This window comes from Shewanella atlantica (assembly GCF_003966265.1).
Classification (GTDB): Bacteria; Pseudomonadota; Gammaproteobacteria; order Enterobacterales; family Shewanellaceae; genus Shewanella; species Shewanella atlantica.
Genome location: NZ_RXNV01000003.1, coordinates 433,814 through 452,287 on the forward strand (window position 1 = coordinate 433,814; position 18,474 = coordinate 452,287).

Consider the following 18,474-nt stretch of genomic DNA (forward strand, 5'->3'; position numbering starts at 1 on the left):
CAAGTCTATTACCTTGATATGACACTTAGATGACAAGGAGCGTTTTATGAGAATATTTTACCTATTAAGGCCAACATCAAGTGTATTACAATGAAAAAGCAGGCCAATTGGCCTGCTTCATTTCTAAATCAACTAACTCGAGTCACATACTCAGTTAACTTACTCAGTTCACAATAGCCGCTCTACCTTATCGGTATTGATATCGCTCTCGATAAGATTAATGGGGATCAGGAAACTGAATGTACTTCCTTTGCCCAGCTCACTCGTTATCATAAGCTCACTCTGGTGGTGACTGAGAGCATGCTTAGTGATCGCAAGGCCCAACCCTGTCCCACCACGTTGCCTCGTGCGCGCATTGTCGACTCGGTAAAAACGCTCAGTCAGACGACCAATATGCTGTGGCGCAATGCCGTCGCCGCTATCAGTCACACTGAAGATCCCTCCTGTTGCCACCTTTCGCCAGCTGATATCGACTTTACCGCCGGGTTCAGTGTAACGAATCGCATTAGAGATCAGGTTAGAGCAGGCACTACGTAACTCAAGTTCATTACCATAGAGATGCAGATTGGGTTCGCTATAGAAACTCAACTCATATTCTCCGTGGGACAGAGCATTGGCTTCCTCCTTTAAAATCTCCATCATATGGGACATGTTCACTGTGACTTCGAGGTTTATCTCCGCCGAATCTTCGATTCTGGATAGAACCAGTAACTGCTCTACCATAGAGCGCATTCTATTCGTCTGCTGCTGCATCTGCTCCATGGCTTTAACATTAGGAGAGCCAGGTTCAGCCATTGACTGCATCATCTCAAGATAACCTTGCAACACAGTGAGCGGAGTCTTGAGCTCATGGGAAACATTGGCAACAAAGTCCTTACGCATCCCCTCGAGCTGTCTGACCCTGGTGATATCTCTGGCTATCAACAAAAACTGCCCCGAACCATACCCCATCACCCTAATCTCGAGGACCCGGCCTTCGGCATGGGGAGATGCCAGTTCCAGTGGGTCTTGATATTCAGCTTTCTTCAGGTAGTTAGCAAAGTCGGGGTGACGCAACAGGTTATCGATGCGTTGGCCACTGTCTAACGGCCAGACAAACCCCAGCAGGAGCTGAGCGAGTTTATTACACCAAATAATATTGTGCTCAGAGTCCAGTACCACAGCAGCATCGGGCAGTGCCTCCGCCCCCTGTCTGAATCGACCGAGCAGAAAGGCTAACTGAGAAACTCTTTTCCTGTTCTTACCCTGAAGACGATAGATACCATTGAATACGCCCTCCCAGCTGCCACTGCCATTGGGCGGAGTTAAACGCCTGTCACGCCATAGCCAAAAATTAAGTCTGGATAGTTGGCGATAATGCCAAAATAGGAGCGCAACGGCGCCGATGAGGAGAACCCAAACAACCTGCCCGACAATTAGACCCAGAATAAAACATAACAACAGATAGGTTATTAACCGGGAAAGCAGTCGGTAACCTGAATATGAATCAAACATATATTGCATGGCCATAAATAGAAGCTGGGCACAAGATAACTTAAATCATCCTGCGAGCCCAACTTAACTTAATTTAACCTAATACCGATTGGTATGATACCAATCGGTATAAAGCTATAGACGCGTAGAGAAGCGATATCCCGCACCACGAACAGTCTGGATCAATCGGTCATGTCCCGAAGGTTCAACGGCCTTTCTGAGCCGCCTGATATGCACATCGACCGTTCTGTCCTCAACATAGACGTTAGTTCCCCAGACATTGTCGAGTAACTGCTCTCGGCTATAGACACGTTCAGGATGGGTCATAAAGAAATGCAGCAGCCTAAACTCGGTCGGCCCCATATCCAGTACCTGCTCGTTGACCATCACCCGGTGACTGGTGGGATCCAACATGAGTCCCTGAACATCGATTGGCTCCTCTAAGCTTGTTGGCGAGCTGCGACGCATCACAGCTTTTATTCTGGCCACCAGCTCTTTGGGAGAGAAAGGTTTGGTCATATAATCGTCGGCGCCCACTTCGAGCCCCCTGACCTTGTCTTCCTCCTCGCCCCTTGCTGTTAACATTATTATTGGGATCTGACGGGTAAACTCATCCTGACGCAGGCGCTTTGCCAGCCCAATGCCACTTCCCCCGGGGAACATCCAATCTAATAGAATCAGATCGGGATAAGGCTCTGACAGCATATCCAGTGCAGAATCAAAATCTTCCGCAGCAGTCGTCGTAAAACCATGCTGTTCCAATACAAAGGTTAGCATCTCTCTGATAGCTAACTCATCTTCAACAATTAATATCCTAGCGGTCATATGCGATCTTCTATCCAATGAATGTTCACGGGTCTATTATTGGTCTGTAATATTACAGAATTATGGTCAACACACTGTATATTGTCATAAAGCGGTACACCTTGTCATAAAACCCTCACATTGTCGCACAAGAAAAACTTCAGTTTTCGCAGCAAAACAGTGCCGGCAATCGCGTCAACTTATCTCTGGACGGGACGCAGACAAAGACGCAAAAAGGAGGCCGAAGCCTCCTTAGTTCTTATCGGTTAGATTTGAAATTAGAACTTGTGTTCCAGACCCAGACCGAAGAATTTATCATCATTCTCATCGCCTTCGTACGCACGATTCGAGTAAAAGGCAAACAGCTTAGTAGGCTTGCCTAACTTGTAATCTCCGCCAACAGACCAGGAATCACCTTTGTTTTCCATATCCTGATATTGTGCCTTCAAGACTACGGATTCAATTTTATAGGCCGCACTCAATAGGTAACCTGTATCACTGTCGTTCGATACCGATTGACCACCATCGAAGGTCTTCTCCTGCTGCTGGTACATACCACCAATTTTCAGACCCGCAATCTTGCCCTGTACACTTGCACGAACAATTTCGTAGCCTTTGACATCTGAGTCATAGGCAATCGATGCGTAGACGGGTGATTTCTTTAGTTTTGCATCACCATACATGGCCGCGACACTGAAGCCATCCTGACCTTGTTGGTCGCTATCGCCTTCGGCCGCATAAGTGACACCCAGCTTAAAACCACTCATTGAAGGTGTGATATAGGTAGCAGTCTGAGCCAGACGGTTCTCACCCTTAAAAAGGTTTTTCAAATCACCGGAAAGGTCGTTGAATTGATCTATCTTTCCCTGTGATTGCTTCAACATAGTGTCGTTACGACCCACAGATACGGCACCGAAGCTACCTTTAAGACCTACGAATTGATTACGTGCCTTGAAGTTCTCTTTGGTATCATCACCGGTATCGACTTCATACTCGATAGTGTAGAAAGCTTCCAAAGAGTTACTGAGTTCAAATGTCCCTTTAGCGCCGAAGCGAGAAGCATTACTTTGAATCGTTGTAGTGGCATCACCATCGACATCATTAGACTGAGCCGTTACGTTCAACTTACCGTAAACAGTGAGCGGTTCTGCAGCATGTGCAGAAGCCAGAGTTGCAGAAGCAAGAGCAGATGCCAGTAAAGTTTTACAGAAAACGTTCATCATTAAATCCTTTCGACGTATCAGTTCGTCTTGGTTATTGGTTTGGACGGCCGAGAGTTTGCAGCGTTTCTGTTTCAGTTTTATTTCAACCCCACTCAACTTTGTTAGTAAACATCAAGTTTCGAGTTGTAACTCCTTTAAAAGCCTTACCTGCTAAGGGATACAGAAGAAGTATTTCGTATATGACAGTTTCATGAATTATGTTCAGCATAGGGTTATCGATAATTTTTTTGCGGTTTACCCGAGCTGGACAATGGCTTACACTGCGCCTTTATTTTTGATTGAGCGCTTATTATGTGGTTTAAAAATCTGACTGTTTACCGTTTTAATAAACCTTTCTCTGTTGATACAGAAGCTCTTGAAAAGTCATTGGAAGACTTCACATTCTCTCCATGCTCAAGCCAAGACATCAGCAAGTTCGGTTTTTCCAATGCTCTTGGAAAACAAGGCCAAACACTGGTACACAGTGCCAGTGAAAGACACCTGATTTGTGCGACCAAGGAAGAGAAGATCCTTCCTTCACAAGTGATAAAAGAAGCACTCGAAGAGAAAGTCTCTCAAATTGAGGCTGAAGAAGATCGCAAACTGGCTAAGAAAGAGAAAGATACAATGAAGGAGGAGATCGTCATGACTCTCCTCCCTCGTGCATTCACTCGACGCAGCCAGATCCGTGCACTGATCATTCCGGAAATTGAGATGATTCTCGTTGACAGCTCAAGCGCCGCTAAATCTGAAGAGTTACTGGCTCTGTTGCGTAAGGCTTTGGGCTCTCTTCCTATCATCCCATTGAGTTTTAAGACCCCAATCGAGACTCAGTTAACCGAATGGTTAAAAGGAAACTCGACACCTGCTCCATTTATCATGCAGGATGAAGCCGAACTAAAAACTGACTCTGACGAAGGCGGCATCGTTCGCTTTAAGCAACAAGATCTTACCGAAGATGAAGTGCTGGCTCACATTGAAGTGGGTAAGCAGGTTCACAAACTGGCCCTGTACTTCGGTCAGTCTATCGCCTTCCTGCTGCAGTCTGATGCTGGTATTAAACGTTTGAAGTTCTCTGAAGAATTCAGAGCGGGTAACGATGAGGTAGGCACCGAAGATCCTATGGCTCGATTAGATGCTGACTTTGCCTTAATGGGCAGTGAGCTTATCGCCCTGATGAACTCATTAGTCGAAGTTCTCGGTGGTGTAGAAGACAGTATTTAACGGTTTTCCTGCTATCATAAAAAAGGCGCCCCGGGCGCCTTTTTACTAACTCAACTAACTCAACTAACTCAACTAACTCAAGATTTTAGCAACCCTTTTCTATCGAAAGGCCAATCTATGCCTAACCAAGCCTCAAAGAAGGCCTTCTGGCTACGGCTTGGCTTCTTCACACTCTTAAGCATTAACGGTCCACTGTGCTGCTCGCCTAAGGTTAATAGCACGGATTTAAGCCTGTCATCACTAAATAGGGTGATCTCTATCTGGCCGCCGACTTTAAAGTCTTTAATACGCGCACCGAAACCTTTTGCCGTGACCTTAAGACCATTAACCGCAACAACCTCATCGCCTGTAACAATCCCGGCATTCCATGCGGGGCTATCCCTCAACACTTGGGTCAAAATTAGCGAGGAATCAGGCTTCATTCCTGTATATGGGACGCTTTTCGAGTCTTTCGAGTGTTCCAACTTTAACCCGGCTTTTTTCAGCAAGGCTGAAAAGTCCAGACTCAGTGGCGAGTTGATATGTGCCTGCCACCAGGCGTTATAATCTTCGCCGCTCAAATTCCTTAGTATCTGCTTCACATCTGATACATCGAAGCCTGCCGGCACCCTGTGGTCACGATAAAGTGCTTTGTGAACATCTCGGTATGAGTGCTTCAAATTTGTCTCATCCAAGAGAGAGAAATCGAGCGCCAGTGAGGTCAGAAACCCTTCGGAGTAGATATTCGCACTGTGATTAGTGGCATAATCCCCATCGCCACTGGCCCACTGGTTGACGCTCGCCTCGGCAACAGACTGGAATTCCCGGCCCGGCGTTAACTCATTTCTGGCGATACGCTTGGCCAGGTCTTCAAAAAACTCCTTCACCGAGATCACTTCGGCGCGAAGGAGTAACTGGCTCTGAAAGTAGCTGGTAGAGCCTTCCGATAGCCATAGGAGCTCAGACATATTTTCGTTTTGGTAATCATAAGGCACCAATCCCTGAGGACGGTATGCCTTTACGTTCCAGGTATGAACAAACTCATGGGAAGCAGTCTTGATAAAGCCTAAATAATCTTTTCGTTCACGGAAACTGAATCGGGGACGCTGAATGATCGTCGAGTTCAGATGTTCCGTAGCCCCGCTGGCCCCACTTGTCGCATGAACCATATAGACATAGCGTTCGAAGGGGTAGCCCTCCCAAATGGCTCTAGCTTGACCACTAAGCTTGGTCAGATCAGCCACCATCTTATCAAGGTCGTAGTTCCCCTCTCCCCAGACAACGATTTCGTAATCACGCCCATCGGCACTAAACTGCCTATATTCGTTTATCCCGGTCTCTATTGGTGAGTCGACTAGTACATCATAACTGCTACCAACAAATGAATGTGCTCGCTCACCTTTTTCCATCCCCGAATAACTTTGCCAACTGTCCGGCACCTTCATCGACACAGTTACCGCTTCGTCTCTAAACTCCGGGCTGTATACAAACACCCCACTGGCATCCAAAAAAGCATGCGTTTCGTCGATATGAGCAACTCTTTCCCCCAGCTGATTGGCATGTAGCCGATACGTCAATGAAACCGCTGTTGGCTTAGCTAACTCGACTTGCCACTCTCCACTCGCCACGCGAACAACCGGTAATGGCTCACCCGCTTCATCCTGGGCGGAAAAAGATCTGATGCTATCTGCCAGAGGCAATACCTGATACTTGCCTGTACGCCAGACCGGTAAATTAACAGTAAAATGGCTCGAACTCGTTTTGGGGAAATGGACCTCCACGCTTGCACTGTGGTGCAATGGTTGAGTCAGGTCGATTAGGTAACTCACTTCGGCTTGAATGGCAGCTGAAAATAGTCCGCTAAAAGTTAACATCAATGGGACAACAGGTTTCACTCTTGCTTCCTTCTGTTATATATTGTTTTTATTTTTTAAGATGTTCGGACGAAGAGTATAACACTCGCACTTCCGTTACCGGGCAGTTCGAAACAAGTTGCAACATAAACACTATTATTCATCGTATTAATTGACGAGTCTGGTTTTCCCATTTGCACAGAGGTTCAAGGGAGGAGATTAGCTGTTTTTTATTATGATAATGCTGTCATCGGTCCTCCTGTTCAGTAAAGTTCACAGTGAATAGACTGCAGTAGGCATACACCCCAAGTCCCTATAAGAGGGCGAGGTATCGATATTCTATGCGCACCATTCTTATTACAATCACTCTCTTTTTATTCAGTACTTTAGCCTACGCTCAAGAACATAAAGCCATTGAGATAAAGTTCAGAGAGGCACCGATCCAACTCTTTGAAGAGGTTATCGCATCGGTATCCTTACCTATCGAAGCCAAGAGCACTTCCGAATTTAGCAAAATTTCGAATGAGCAAGGCTATACCGTTGAAGAGTTAAAACAGAAGATGCAGCTACTGGCGCGCCTGTATCTGGACACCAGCATCAAGGAAAAGAGTAAATACACAAAAGCGGAATCTCTGCTCAAACTACTGGAAGTCATAGGCACGACAACCTATGACCAAGCTTACCTTCAGATGTTAACGGGGCGCTACATAGCCAGAAGTACTCGCGATTACAAGAAGGCAATACCCTATTACGAACAATCAATTAACACCATATTACCCGAACAAGACACCGAATCTCAGCTGCTGAAACTACTCAATTATGACAATTTGGGGAATATACACAGAATCATACGACAGGATAAACCTGCACTGGTTTATCTGACTAAATACCGGGAGATGGCCTATCAACTCAGGGACGATTATTTTATTGCCCAAGCCGAATCATCTCTGGGAAACTATTACAACAAACTTAACCAGCTTACCGAAGCTGTACAGCATTACAGCGAGGCGTTGAGACTCTCGAACAGGCAAGACCGACCTTTTTTAAAAGCCGATCTTCAACTTCAACTCGCCCGGGTTTATCGTGAATTGGAATTTTGGGATGATGCCCTTCAATATGCTCATGAAGCGGCTCAGGCTTTCGAGAAGCTCGAAAAAAATGGCTACCGCTCTAATTGTATGACGGTTATCGCCATGATACATGCGAATCAGGGGCAATGGAATCAAGCCATTGACTATTACCTGAATGCTCAACAACTCGACTTGAAAAACCAAAATGTTACGGCTCAAGCGTTAAACTTTCATAATCTGGGTGAAGCCTACTTTAACAGTGGTAATAGCGTCACAGCATTGGATTTCTTACTTAAATCTAACGCGCTTTTCGTGGAAAGAAAGAGTAAACATTATCAAGTCTATAGTGATCTGTTAATCGCTCAAGTTACTGTGGCAGATAAAAAATGGGAGCTGGCAAATAAGCACGCAACATCAGCACTCTCAATAGCCGAAGCCCTCTCGCTCAGACAAGAGCAGATTGAAGCGCTCAAATATTCGGTGATGGCCTTAAGAGAGTTAAAGGTATATGACAAGGCATTTGATCTGACAGATAAACTGATAGCCCTGAGTCAAATGGAACAGGAAAAGGTGGCAACCAAGCCCAGTTATACCCCTTCGATTCTTGCCGAACAGAAATTAAAGCTTAAGTTAAACCAAATAAAGACAGAACAAGGTCAGCTCAACGAACAGTTGGAACGCTCTCGGATCATCCTTATCACAGTAATGATTGCGGCGATATTTATCTCCCTGTTCTCTTTTAATCAATGGCGGATGCGAGAGATATTATCTACCGAGCTAGCCCATGCCAATGAAACCAATAACCTGGAGCCTATCAGTTCACTCCCTGGTTACAGAGGCTTTATCGAGGAGCTTAATACTCATCAAACAGATAAACCGACAGCCATCGCATTGATATCTTTGACAAGCCACATGAATAACGATATCTATCAAGGTCTTGAAGAAAATTCAAGAGTAAGTAAGATACAAATGGACACCATATCAGGCTGTTTTTCAGGTAAGGCTTTTCTGGTAAGACCCGGGTTATTTGCAATATCGGTAAAAGAGCCTATTCAAGCGGGACTATTACTGGAAAAGTGCAGTAAGGCAATCGATAAGGTTAATGGAGGCACCAGCATTCATATGGGTTATCTTCCGATGCCTTTGTTGACCGACCCTCAAATAAAGCTCACTCCCCAAACCCACTTTGGCGCCGCACAGATGACGTTAGCAGCCGCTCTCAGTTTAGGGACAGATAAAGATTATTTTGTTACACTAAAGGCCCTTAATTTTGCCCCATCGGCCATCTTCTCTACCCCTCTATACCTGCACCTGGAAAAAGGCATTGTTAGAGGACTACTCAAGGTCGAGACCAATGGCGATAAAAAGCAGATCTTGTGGCCAAAATGGGAAAGTGATCAGCAGTTTCAACATTCAGAAATAAATTAATTAAAATGGTTAAAGTCCCAAAATCACTTCAAGGTGCTGGACTGAGCGACTCAAGAAGTGACAAGGTTCAAGGTATGAAATAGCAGGAGTCGTTATTCTGGTTTACTATTTCATAATGTAGACATTGCTTGTCGCCTTGCCATAGGGGAGCACTGTAACTCGTATTACTAAGTGACTTGGATATATGGGTCTCGGTATCGCAAATCAAATTTGCACTCCAAAGGGATTGCTATACCATTAATGTTACTTAAATGAGTTAAAATCTAAGTATCGCTCACTTTTGTCTGGACCAAGTAGGACGTGATTATCAATGAAGGATTCGATGGCGAGCATATCTCAACTCAGCTTATTAAAGCAAAAGCTCCACTCTGCAAAGGTTGCTCTCGATGAGGTGACAGAAGAGAACAATGAAAAATTGCACACTCTCCTGCAATTCATCGGTCACTTGAGCCTTGCCTGCAAAGGACAAAACCTTGAGTTAGATAATAAACTGGCCAAATTGAGGCACCAGCTCAGCGATTCAGACAATGTCGAAGAATCCCTCCCGGAGCTTGTTGAAGTAGAGCAACTGCTTAAACATCAATACAACCATGTCATGGTACAACTCGAAGATAGCCGTGCAAGCCTCTCTCGCGTCATCAGACAGATCCAAAGGGTTGAGTCGATACCGGCTAAAGTTAAGAAAGAGATCAACTACTATAAGAAAGATCTCGCCAAACCTTTTCATACATTTTGGGACTATATCCCCAAAGTCGAGCAACTGGTCGGCTTTTATGAAAGCATCTTACAAGAGCAACTAGCTCAAGGTGAGAAGCTCATCGTTTTACCTAAGCATAGACAGCTGGCTCATGAGCTGGCACATATGATCTCCGAGGTAGAATTTAGAAAAGATCAGCGAGATCAAGTACTCGTTATCAAGGAAACTCTCTCTAATGACATCGAAGTCGATAGTTTAATCGACTCTTATCAAGTCATTCTCACTCTACTCCTTGATAATATTGCTCGTGAAAAATCTGCTTCTCAAGAGTTTTTATTCGCCCTAAATGATGCATTGTCTGCGGTCAGGGAAGTCGTCACCGACTCATACAACAATACCCAACGCAGTTTTCAGTTAAAGAAACAGCTAAACCGAGAGATAAACTCGAGAGTCGATGATGTCGGTGAAGCCATTATTGATATCGACGACATTCATAGCCTTAAATCTCAGGTCACGGAGCAGCTAGCCTCTATTCGTACCGCTTTGGGGCGCAAGGAAGCATTGGAAGAGCGCGAACAGACATTGCTTCGAAAGTCGATGGAGACAATGCGTAAAGAGCTTAATGACCTCAGTAAAGAAGCGAATACCTACAAGGAACGTTTGTTCGAACAACAGAAGCTCAACCTGCTCGATTCATTAACTCAGCTACCGAACCGCGCGGCACTCGAAGAGAGAATGGATCAAGAGTTTCGTAATTTTCAGCGCCAAAAACTCCCCCTATGGGTTGCTGTTGCCGACATAGACCACTTCAAAACCATCAATGACAGCTTTGGTCACAGTACCGGTGACAAAACCTTGCAAGTCATTGCTATGGCACTAAAAAACTCGCTCAGAGATACCGAGTTTGTTGCACGTTACGGTGGTGAAGAGTTCGTGCTTATCATCCCGGATGTCAATGCCGAAGATATTGATCATCTTTTAAACCGAGTAAGGGAAAAAGTAAAAAGTATTCCCTTTAAGTTTAAAAATCAGAGAATTACAGTTACAGTATCTATAGGTGCTGCACAAATTTTAGAAAATGAGCTTATCAATGAAACGTTTGAAAGAGCCGATGCAGCACTCTACCGAGCTAAACATGAAAGCAGAGACAGAGTTATCATCGACGTGTAAGCCAATTTTATTCAGCGCGCTTTCTACATAGAAAATCAGGCTTGTCACCTCTCGTTAAAGGTGCCCTTACAGCACATTCTTGAACTCCAGTCACTGCCAAGGAGTTGCTATGATAGTAAAAGTAAGCCCAAGAGGAAGCATGGATCAACTTTCTCAACTCGAAGTCGATCGTGTCAAACAAAGTGCCAAAAGCGAGCTCTACCAACTTTTTCGCAACTGCTCCCTTGCAGTACTCGCCTCAGGTCTCCAGGGCGATAATGCCGAAGGCCTCTTCAAACAATTCAGTAATTTTAATATTAATGTATTGCGCCGTGAGCGCGGCATTAAAATCGAGCTGGTCAACCCACCGGAAGAAGCCTTCGTCGATGGCAAGATCATCGCAGGCATTCAGGAACACCTTTTTGCCGTACTGAGAGACATAGTCTACCTCAGTGATAAGTATGAAAACCTCAGGCATATCAACCTAACTAACTCCAGCCACGTCACTAACGTAGTTTTTGACATATTACGCAATGGGCAGGTTATTCCTTTCGAAGATCCAAATGTGGTGGTCTGTTGGGGTGGACACAGCATCAATGCAGACGAATATCAATACACCCGCGAGGTGGGATATGAGCTTGGTCTGAGAGAGATGAATATCTGTACGGGCTGCGGGCCCGGAGCCATGGAAGGGCCGATGAAAGGCGCGACCATAGGACATGCTAAGCAACGCATCGGCCAGGCACGCTATATAGGGCTCACGGAGCCAAGCATTATTGCGGCGGAGCCGCCAAATCAGATAGTCAATGAGCTCGTTATATTACCCGATATTGAGAAACGTCTGGAAGCCTTCGTCAGACTCGGACATGGCATAGTGATCTTTCCCGGTGGAGCGGGCACGGCCGAAGAGCTGTTGTACCTGTTAGGCATACTGCTTAACAAAGAAAATGAAGAGATGCCTTTCCCGTTAGTATTAACCGGCCCTAAAGAGAGTGCCGAATACTTCATGAGAATCGATGAGTTTATTGCCGCAACATTAGGTGATGAGGCCCAAAGCAAATATGAGATTGTCATCGATGATCCTGTTCGGGTAGCAAGAATCATGAGCCATGGCATGGATGTGATAAAAGATCACCGTAAAACTTCCGGTGACTCCTATCAATACAATTGGTCACTCAAGATTGAGCCGGAATTTCAACTCCCCTTTATTCCGACCCATGAGATGATGGGTAACCTGAACTTACACTATCAACCCAATAAGGCTGAACTGGCGGCTAATCTCCGCAGGGCCTTTTCCGGTATCGTCGCCGGTAATGTTAAAATGGAAACCATCAGTAGTGTGGTGAAAGAGGGGCCATTTGAAATAAAAGGCGATCCCGATCTAATGGCATTATTGGATAAGCTATTGAGTGCTTTCGTTAAACAGCAAAGAATGAAATTACCGGGAACCGAATACGTCCCCTGTTACAAGATCAATACTTAGCAGATGTAGGCTATCGGCAGTGAGCAGGCTGATAGCCATAGTCATGATTTAGTCATATTAATGACAAGCTAGCTCAACAGCCACTGCGTCTGATTTAAATCACATGAAAAAAAGGCACGATGAACACATTTTTAATAATTGATGGCATGAATCTGGTTCGCCGGATGCATGCAGCACAACCCAATGAAAACGATGTAAATGGGCTCGATGCTCGCGTAGGCTCGGCTTGCAAGAAGCTGGTAAAATACCACCAGCCAACTCACGTTGCAGTCGTATGGGATGGCGATGATATTTCATGGCGAAAACACCTCTTTGAGGACTATAAAAAAGGCCGTAAGCCCATGCCACAAGCCTTGTCAAACACCCTGCCAGCCCTTAAGTCATACCTTGCAGCACAAGGTTTTAACTCAATCGATGCGGCGTCTGAGGCCGATGATGTTATCGCCACCTTAGCGAGTAAACTCGTCAGCAATGGTGGAAAGGCCATCATAGTATCCACCGATAAGGGATTTACTCAACTCAGCGATCCCAATATTCAACGATGGGATCATTTCAATCAGGATTACATGACCATTGAGGAGCGAGAGAAGAAGTTAGGTGTAGAGCATTCGCAGTTTATCGACTATCTGGCCTTAGCGGGTGATAGCGGAAATAAGATCCCCGGAGTGCCTGGTATAGGTCCGAAATCAGCCATCGAACTGTTAAGAACCTTCCGCTCTCTGGCCAATATCTATGCCTCTCTCGATAAAGTCGGCGCTAAACAGGCTAAAAAACTCGAGGCGGGTAAACAGATGGCAAGGTTGAGTTATAAACTAGTTCAACTGCAGACCGATATACCGCTGAATGTAAACCTGAGCCAATTCAGGCTGCCGACTCCTGATGCAAAGCCCTCACCCAGGCAAATGTAAACATAAAGTTACTTATTTGTGGTTCACTAACCACAACCGAGAGGGTATCTTATTACATCTGACTGAATTATGATTTATCATGATTTATATTAGTAATATGCTAGTGCTTGTAAGCGTTAGTAGTGTGAGTCTCAAATCGAACTTGCTTTACGTTAATACCAAGGACCTGACGTACCAATGAAATCTAAACTCCCCGTTATAATCGGTTCTATTTTTGCGGCTTACCTCGCCTTTGTTGCAGTAGTTGTACTCGTCTACGAGCCCACCGTGGATGAGATGGACTGGGAAGACAGACAGGCTTATATCAATGGCAAGCTCACTGAGATATCAATAGGTCAGTCGATCACTCAAATAAAATCGATGATGGGAAAGGCAGACTTCTCAGAAGCAAAGATGGTTAACGAATCGACACTACAGGTACTTTTCTATCGTACTCACCATAAGAAATCTGACGGCGAAACCACCAGAGATGAGTGCACGCCGCTACTGTTCAGAGATCAGAAGCTGATCGCATGGGGAGAGGCTTCCTACCAGGTATATCTGAGCCGCAATAGCACTGACACCAGTGGTAGTGATAGCAGCAATACCGATATCTGATAGCCTTCGAATGAAGGCTGGTTACATTTTCTGATTTAGCTTCCGGCTGAGTTGGTATTTGATATCTGTTTGAAGGTTTACCTTCATTGTTATTTATCGCCGCCGGCGAGGGAATGTGCAGATACTTCAGCGAAACGCCGTGAATCCATCCGTGGAGGCTCGACGATGGCAAACAACCTCCATGTTTAAATGCCAGTTCGATATCCCTATCTCTCGCTCGGAGAGTATCACTTAGTGATACCTCGCCATGCCATCAACGTCCGCTGCCGCATCCACACCTGAATATTCTCTCTCTTCGATTAAGCTTTATTGCTGGACTTCGTAACACATTTCTGCCCCAAAGTGTGTTATGCCTAAGAAATGCGTTTCCAGATTTTTAGCTAGTTTTGATATACAAAAGGTAATGTGTAGCTAAAAGCATGTCCTGTCCCTGTACTCTGAGAATTGATTATGATAATTTCAATGGCTAATAATTCAATTAATTTAGATAGCTCAAATACTTATGAAACTCCTAGTTCTCAGTGATTTACATGTAGGTTCAAAAGCTCGAGCGCAAGATTTCTCAACTTCGCCAGATGATATGGCTTGCCGAAATACACCTAACTTTTTCCAGGATTTTTCAGACTTAGTTGAAAGTCAAAAGATAAACGTTACACACATATTAATCGCTGGAGATATCACTCAAACAGCAGCATATGATGAATTTGATTTGGCATCTAAAAAATCAAAGCCATTGCTGAACTGCTTAATGTATGCCTGAAATGTATTTATTTTATCCCTGGCAACCATGATAGTAGCTGGAAAGATGAAGAATCATCCATAAAAAGTAATGAACCTTTAGAGCTAACAATCAAGAAAAAATATATTAATTTAGAACAGCACCCTTTTTTTAGTAGCCTATTAAACAACGCCGCATTTCGCGACATGTATAGTTCACCTTATGGCTCCATTTGGGACAGTGAAGAGATAACTGTTGTTGGAATCAATTCATCAGCAAGGGATAGTATTGAAACTAATGTTCACCATGGTTCAATAGCTTTACAAGACTTAAACATAATAAAAGAAGAAGTCGGTAAGCTCGATACAAAAGACAAGGTCAAAGTACTACTTACCCACCACCACCCTAAAAATTATACCGATCGAACTTTCCAAGATAACGACTTCAGTATTATGCAAAATGCCGATGCATTTTTACGGTTCGCTACTTCATCTGAATTTGATGTAATTGTCCATGGTCATAAACATATTCCAAGATTTGATATTCACTCTGATTCCCTGAATTACCCTATAGTAGCCTTATCTGCTGGAAGTTTTAGTGCATCTTTGAAAGACTATCATAACGGCGTCGCGAATTTTTTTCACATCATTGAAGTTGAAGGTAAATGTGTAACAAATGACAATATCCTAGGAAAAGTTACCACATGGGCTTACTTTGATAACAATAAATGGATATCTGCAAGTAAAGATAGGGATTTCATTAGCCACGAGGAATTCTTTGGTGACATCCGCAACAGAAAAGTTCTTAAGAAAGAACTAAAGACAGATATAGGAAGCCGAATTGCATCTCATGGTCGGTTTAGATGGCAAATCCTTCTAGGTCGTAAGCCTGAGCTTAAGTACTGTAACCTTGGTTTACGAGAAATTGTTGTTACCGAATTGTGCAAAGAAGAAGGGTGGGAGTATTTACCAATGAAGAATAATGACTTCTTAGTTGTTTTAGAGGATTCTCCACAATGAGTACTAATTTAAAGAACGTGTTTGAAGCTTCTAACGCTCGAGACTTTACCTCCAATCAACTGGTGAATGAGTTTATTTGGACTGAATCCTTCTCCGAACTCTTATATTCTACCAAAAACCAAGTTGTTCTAGGGTCTAGAGGTTCTGGCAAAACTGCTTTAGTAAAAATGCTGTCTCACCAAAATTTACGTAAGCTTGCAAATAAACATCTTTCATCTAGTGATAAGCAAGAAAGGAACAACATTTCTGAAGCTAAAACGATCATTGAACAAAGAAGCCTAGTCGCAACATATGTTCCTTTAAAGGTAGAGTGGGTTAACTCACTAGAGAACTACGAGAACTCTAAAGATAAATACTTTATTTGGAGTTTAAACCTCGCTACGTGTGCAAGGCTAATCGACACGGCAAAAAGCTGTATTGATGCCTACGTAGAAGATGAGGTTGATGCTGTTCTAGTACAGCGAAATGTATGTAAAAACCTTTCAAGGTTGTGGACTTTACCTCGTCTAATAAATAACTTCCAAGAACTAAGAAGAGAGCTCGAAATATTAGAGTACGAGAAGAATCTAATGTTTAACAAAGAGTCTATGGGACTGACATTAACAAATGAAGAGAAAGTATTGGGTATGGCCTTTCATGGCAACCTTTTCTCTCCATTTACAATAGCCACCAAACAAATTTCTAGTGCCTTAAACATTCCAGATAACAGTAAGTGGGTACTTTGTCTCGATGAAGCTGAGTTTTTATCTAAAGAGCACCATCAAATTCTCAACACTCACATGAGATCTGCGAATGACATATTCTTTAAGATAACTACAATGCCTTATAGGCACCACACTTTGTCCACTACTGTAAACGCTAATGTCAATGTTGGTCATGATTTAGAGTATATATACATTGATAAACTTGGAACTATCAATAAGAACCAGAAATCTTCTGACAAAATAATACAAGAATTTGCAACTAAGTTGTTTGTGAATAGGTTACGTCAATTTGATAGCGACAGTACCAAAACGCTAGAAACTTTGGTTGGGCATTCTAAGCTGGCACAGGATACAAATGAACTAGTAACAGACGAAGCTCTCTTAGTGATGATAGAAAATCACTGTAACGAGGTTACGTACACGAGAGCTAAGAAGCTGTATAAGGAAAACATAAAGAAATTTGATGATGAGCTAGCCAGAAAAATTAGAGGGATCTTACTTCTTCGAGATGAATACCATAATCGCATTGGTAGTACCAATACATCGTTATACAGTGGTGTAGCAATTATCTCTCGTTGTTCTGACGGTAACCCACGTCGCTTATTTCGTCTATTCAACCATTTACTAAATGGCTCTGTTGAGGAGCTAAATAGCATTCTTCCCTCAGTACAGAGTAAAAGGATAAAGAGTTTTTCACACAGTGAATTGGAAGTAATTAAGTTTGAGAAAAGTGGTAAAAGATCATATGAATTAATTAAGGCGATCGGGTCATTCTTTAAAGCTAAAACGTTAGAAGAAAAACTTGGTTCAGACCTGCCTCAAGCTATTCAGATCCAACACTCTGTAGATGAACGTGTATGGGCGGCTATCAAATCTGCTGTAGATTTAGGGCTCTTATACCCAGTGGTAAAAAAAGACAGTAACGAGCGCAGCTTATTTCCTGAAATGGAAGGTGTGTTCTGCCTAGCTAACTGTTTGGCTCCTCATTTTAATCTGTTCCCTCGAGTCGGGCGGGCCGTTAGTATTTCAACTGTTATGAATAGCACAAAAGTGATAGAGCAGATGGAGTTATTTGAAAATGAATAGTGTCCGAATCAAAGATTTATCCCGTTACGAAGTCATGCAATCACATTTTGATTTGGGAATATTTTGTACAGGATATGAGCCACGATGTACTCATTTAGTAAACCTGCTAGATAGTAGAAACATCAATAAATCGTTAGTTCTATCATACCAAGAAAGTGCTCAAAATAGTGTTCATAAAGCTAATGAAGCCTTGTTCAGAACTGCGGGTTATAATAGTCTCGTATCATTAAAACATTGCGAGATAAAATTAGCTTACAGCAGTGTTATACATATTATGGAGGGGCTTGTCAGCAAAGATGATGTATATAGAGTTTTGATTGATTACTCTTCAATGTCTAGAAACTGGTATGCTGCCATTCTCAATTACTTTCTCAATTACTTCGATAAACCAATAGAAATCACAATGGTTTACTCTTGTGCTGAGTACCCACTAAGCAGTGGTTTTTTAGACTTTGAGCTGGGAGACGTTAAAGTTTTACCCGGTTGCCAAGGTTCGTCAATAACTAAAAGAAAGAAAGCTGGAATATTTATGTTAGGCTTCGATCGGATAGGGCCTTTAAGTTTCTATAACCTATTAGAACCAGATGTCGCTTACGGTATGATTTCTTCTCCGGGTTCTCTACCTGATTATGAAGACAAAGCAAAAAGTATAAATGCACAATTTATACAGCATCAATTAAAAAATGGGGAAAGCTTAGTAGGTTCACCAATTTTCAGTGTAGCTCAGACCTTTGAGAACTTGTGTCAACTTATACGACCACTAGTAGATAAATATAATGTATCTATAGTACAGTTTGGTCCAAAGCCACATTTACTAGCTTCAATAATTGCAGGGTTAAGCTTTCAAGGAGTCAGCTGTATTTACTCTGAGTATAAACGCAGTAAACCGCACAGTGTAAAAGCTAGTGGAGAGGTTGTTATAACATCTATTAGCAAAGGGATAGAATAATTCGGCCAGAGTAAAATTTAACAGGAAAGGATAAATTGTTTGTAGCTAAATAATCCCTTCGAATAATTAAAGTTACTTTTCCTAATCAAAACATAATGAGCTAGAGGTAAATCTCTAGCTCACTTTTGTCC

At 43.2% G+C, this 18,474-nt stretch carries 14 protein-coding genes; 10 read left to right on the plus strand and 4 right to left on the minus strand.

The features are described 5' to 3' along the window. Window positions 1–168: 168 nt before the first annotated feature. From phoR to EKG39_RS10465, 3 genes are all read right to left on the minus strand, one after another. Complete coding sequence (gene phoR / locus EKG39_RS10455) at window positions 169–1,494, minus strand: phosphate regulon sensor histidine kinase PhoR (RefSeq protein WP_126505684.1); 1,326 nt, start codon at window positions 1,492–1,494, stop codon at window positions 169–171. 114 nt (window positions 1,495–1,608) lie between these two features. Then, on the minus strand, window positions 1,609–2,298 hold the full coding sequence (gene phoB, locus EKG39_RS10460) for a phosphate regulon transcriptional regulator PhoB (protein ID WP_126505685.1): 690 nt from the start codon (window positions 2,296–2,298) through the stop codon (window positions 1,609–1,611). A 257-nt stretch (window positions 2,299–2,555) separates the two neighbouring features. Next, window positions 2,556–3,500, minus strand: coding sequence for a porin (locus tag EKG39_RS10465; RefSeq protein ID WP_126505686.1), 945 nt, complete (start codon window positions 3,498–3,500; stop codon window positions 2,556–2,558). 291 nt (window positions 3,501–3,791) lie between these two features. On the opposite strand from EKG39_RS10465, the gene rdgC reads away from it, so the two are divergent. After that, window positions 3,792–4,703, plus strand: coding sequence for a recombination-associated protein RdgC (gene rdgC / locus EKG39_RS10470; RefSeq protein WP_126505687.1), 912 nt, complete (start codon window positions 3,792–3,794; stop codon window positions 4,701–4,703). A gap of 77 nt (window positions 4,704–4,780) precedes the next feature. On the opposite strand, the gene EKG39_RS10475 is transcribed toward rdgC, so the two are convergent. Further along, the gene (locus EKG39_RS10475) at window positions 4,781–6,577 is read right to left on the minus strand and encodes a M61 family metallopeptidase (RefSeq protein ID WP_425470161.1); all 1,797 of its coding nucleotides are present in this window, start codon (window positions 6,575–6,577) and stop codon (window positions 4,781–4,783) included. A gap of 299 nt (window positions 6,578–6,876) precedes the next feature. On the opposite strand from EKG39_RS10475, the gene EKG39_RS10480 reads away from it, so the two are divergent. From EKG39_RS10480 to EKG39_RS10520, 9 genes are all read left to right on the plus strand, one after another. Next, window positions 6,877–9,033: a tetratricopeptide repeat protein gene (locus tag EKG39_RS10480; protein WP_126505688.1), complete on the plus strand. Its 2,157-nt coding sequence runs from the start codon at window positions 6,877–6,879 to the stop codon at window positions 9,031–9,033. A gap of 310 nt (window positions 9,034–9,343) precedes the next feature. Beyond that, entirely contained in the window at window positions 9,344–10,900 is a 1,557-nt protein-coding gene (locus EKG39_RS10485) for a GGDEF domain-containing protein (RefSeq protein WP_126505689.1), read from the plus strand. Window positions 10,901–11,009: 109 nt separating this feature from the next. After that, a complete protein-coding gene (gene ppnN, locus EKG39_RS10490; protein ID WP_126505690.1) occupies window positions 11,010–12,362 on the plus strand; it encodes a nucleotide 5'-monophosphate nucleosidase PpnN in 1,353 nt (450 codons plus the stop codon). Between the two features lie 119 nt (window positions 12,363–12,481). Further along, the gene (gene xni / locus EKG39_RS10495) at window positions 12,482–13,270 is read left to right on the plus strand and encodes a flap endonuclease Xni (RefSeq protein ID WP_126505691.1); all 789 of its coding nucleotides are present in this window, start codon (window positions 12,482–12,484) and stop codon (window positions 13,268–13,270) included. Window positions 13,271–13,447: 177 nt separating this feature from the next. Next, window positions 13,448–13,867 (plus strand): DUF3192 domain-containing protein, encoded by a 420-nt coding sequence (locus tag EKG39_RS10500; RefSeq protein WP_126505692.1) that lies wholly within the window; start codon window positions 13,448–13,450, stop codon window positions 13,865–13,867. Between the two features lie 502 nt (window positions 13,868–14,369). Beyond that, window positions 14,370–14,627 (plus strand): metallophosphoesterase family protein, encoded by a 258-nt coding sequence (locus tag EKG39_RS10505; RefSeq protein ID WP_126505693.1) that lies wholly within the window; start codon window positions 14,370–14,372, stop codon window positions 14,625–14,627. 14 nt (window positions 14,628–14,641) lie between these two features. Then, entirely contained in the window at window positions 14,642–15,604 is a 963-nt protein-coding gene (locus tag EKG39_RS10510) for a metallophosphoesterase family protein (RefSeq protein ID WP_281276241.1), read from the plus strand. After that, a complete protein-coding gene (locus EKG39_RS10515) occupies window positions 15,601–17,394 on the plus strand; it encodes an ORC-CDC6 family AAA ATPase (protein WP_126505695.1) in 1,794 nt (597 codons plus the stop codon). The genes EKG39_RS10510 and EKG39_RS10515 overlap by 4 nt, the downstream gene beginning before the upstream one ends. Continuing rightward, a complete protein-coding gene (locus tag EKG39_RS10520; RefSeq protein WP_126505696.1) occupies window positions 17,387–18,343 on the plus strand; it encodes a hypothetical protein in 957 nt (318 codons plus the stop codon). The genes EKG39_RS10515 and EKG39_RS10520 overlap by 8 nt, the downstream gene beginning before the upstream one ends. Window positions 18,344–18,474 lie beyond the last annotated feature (131 nt).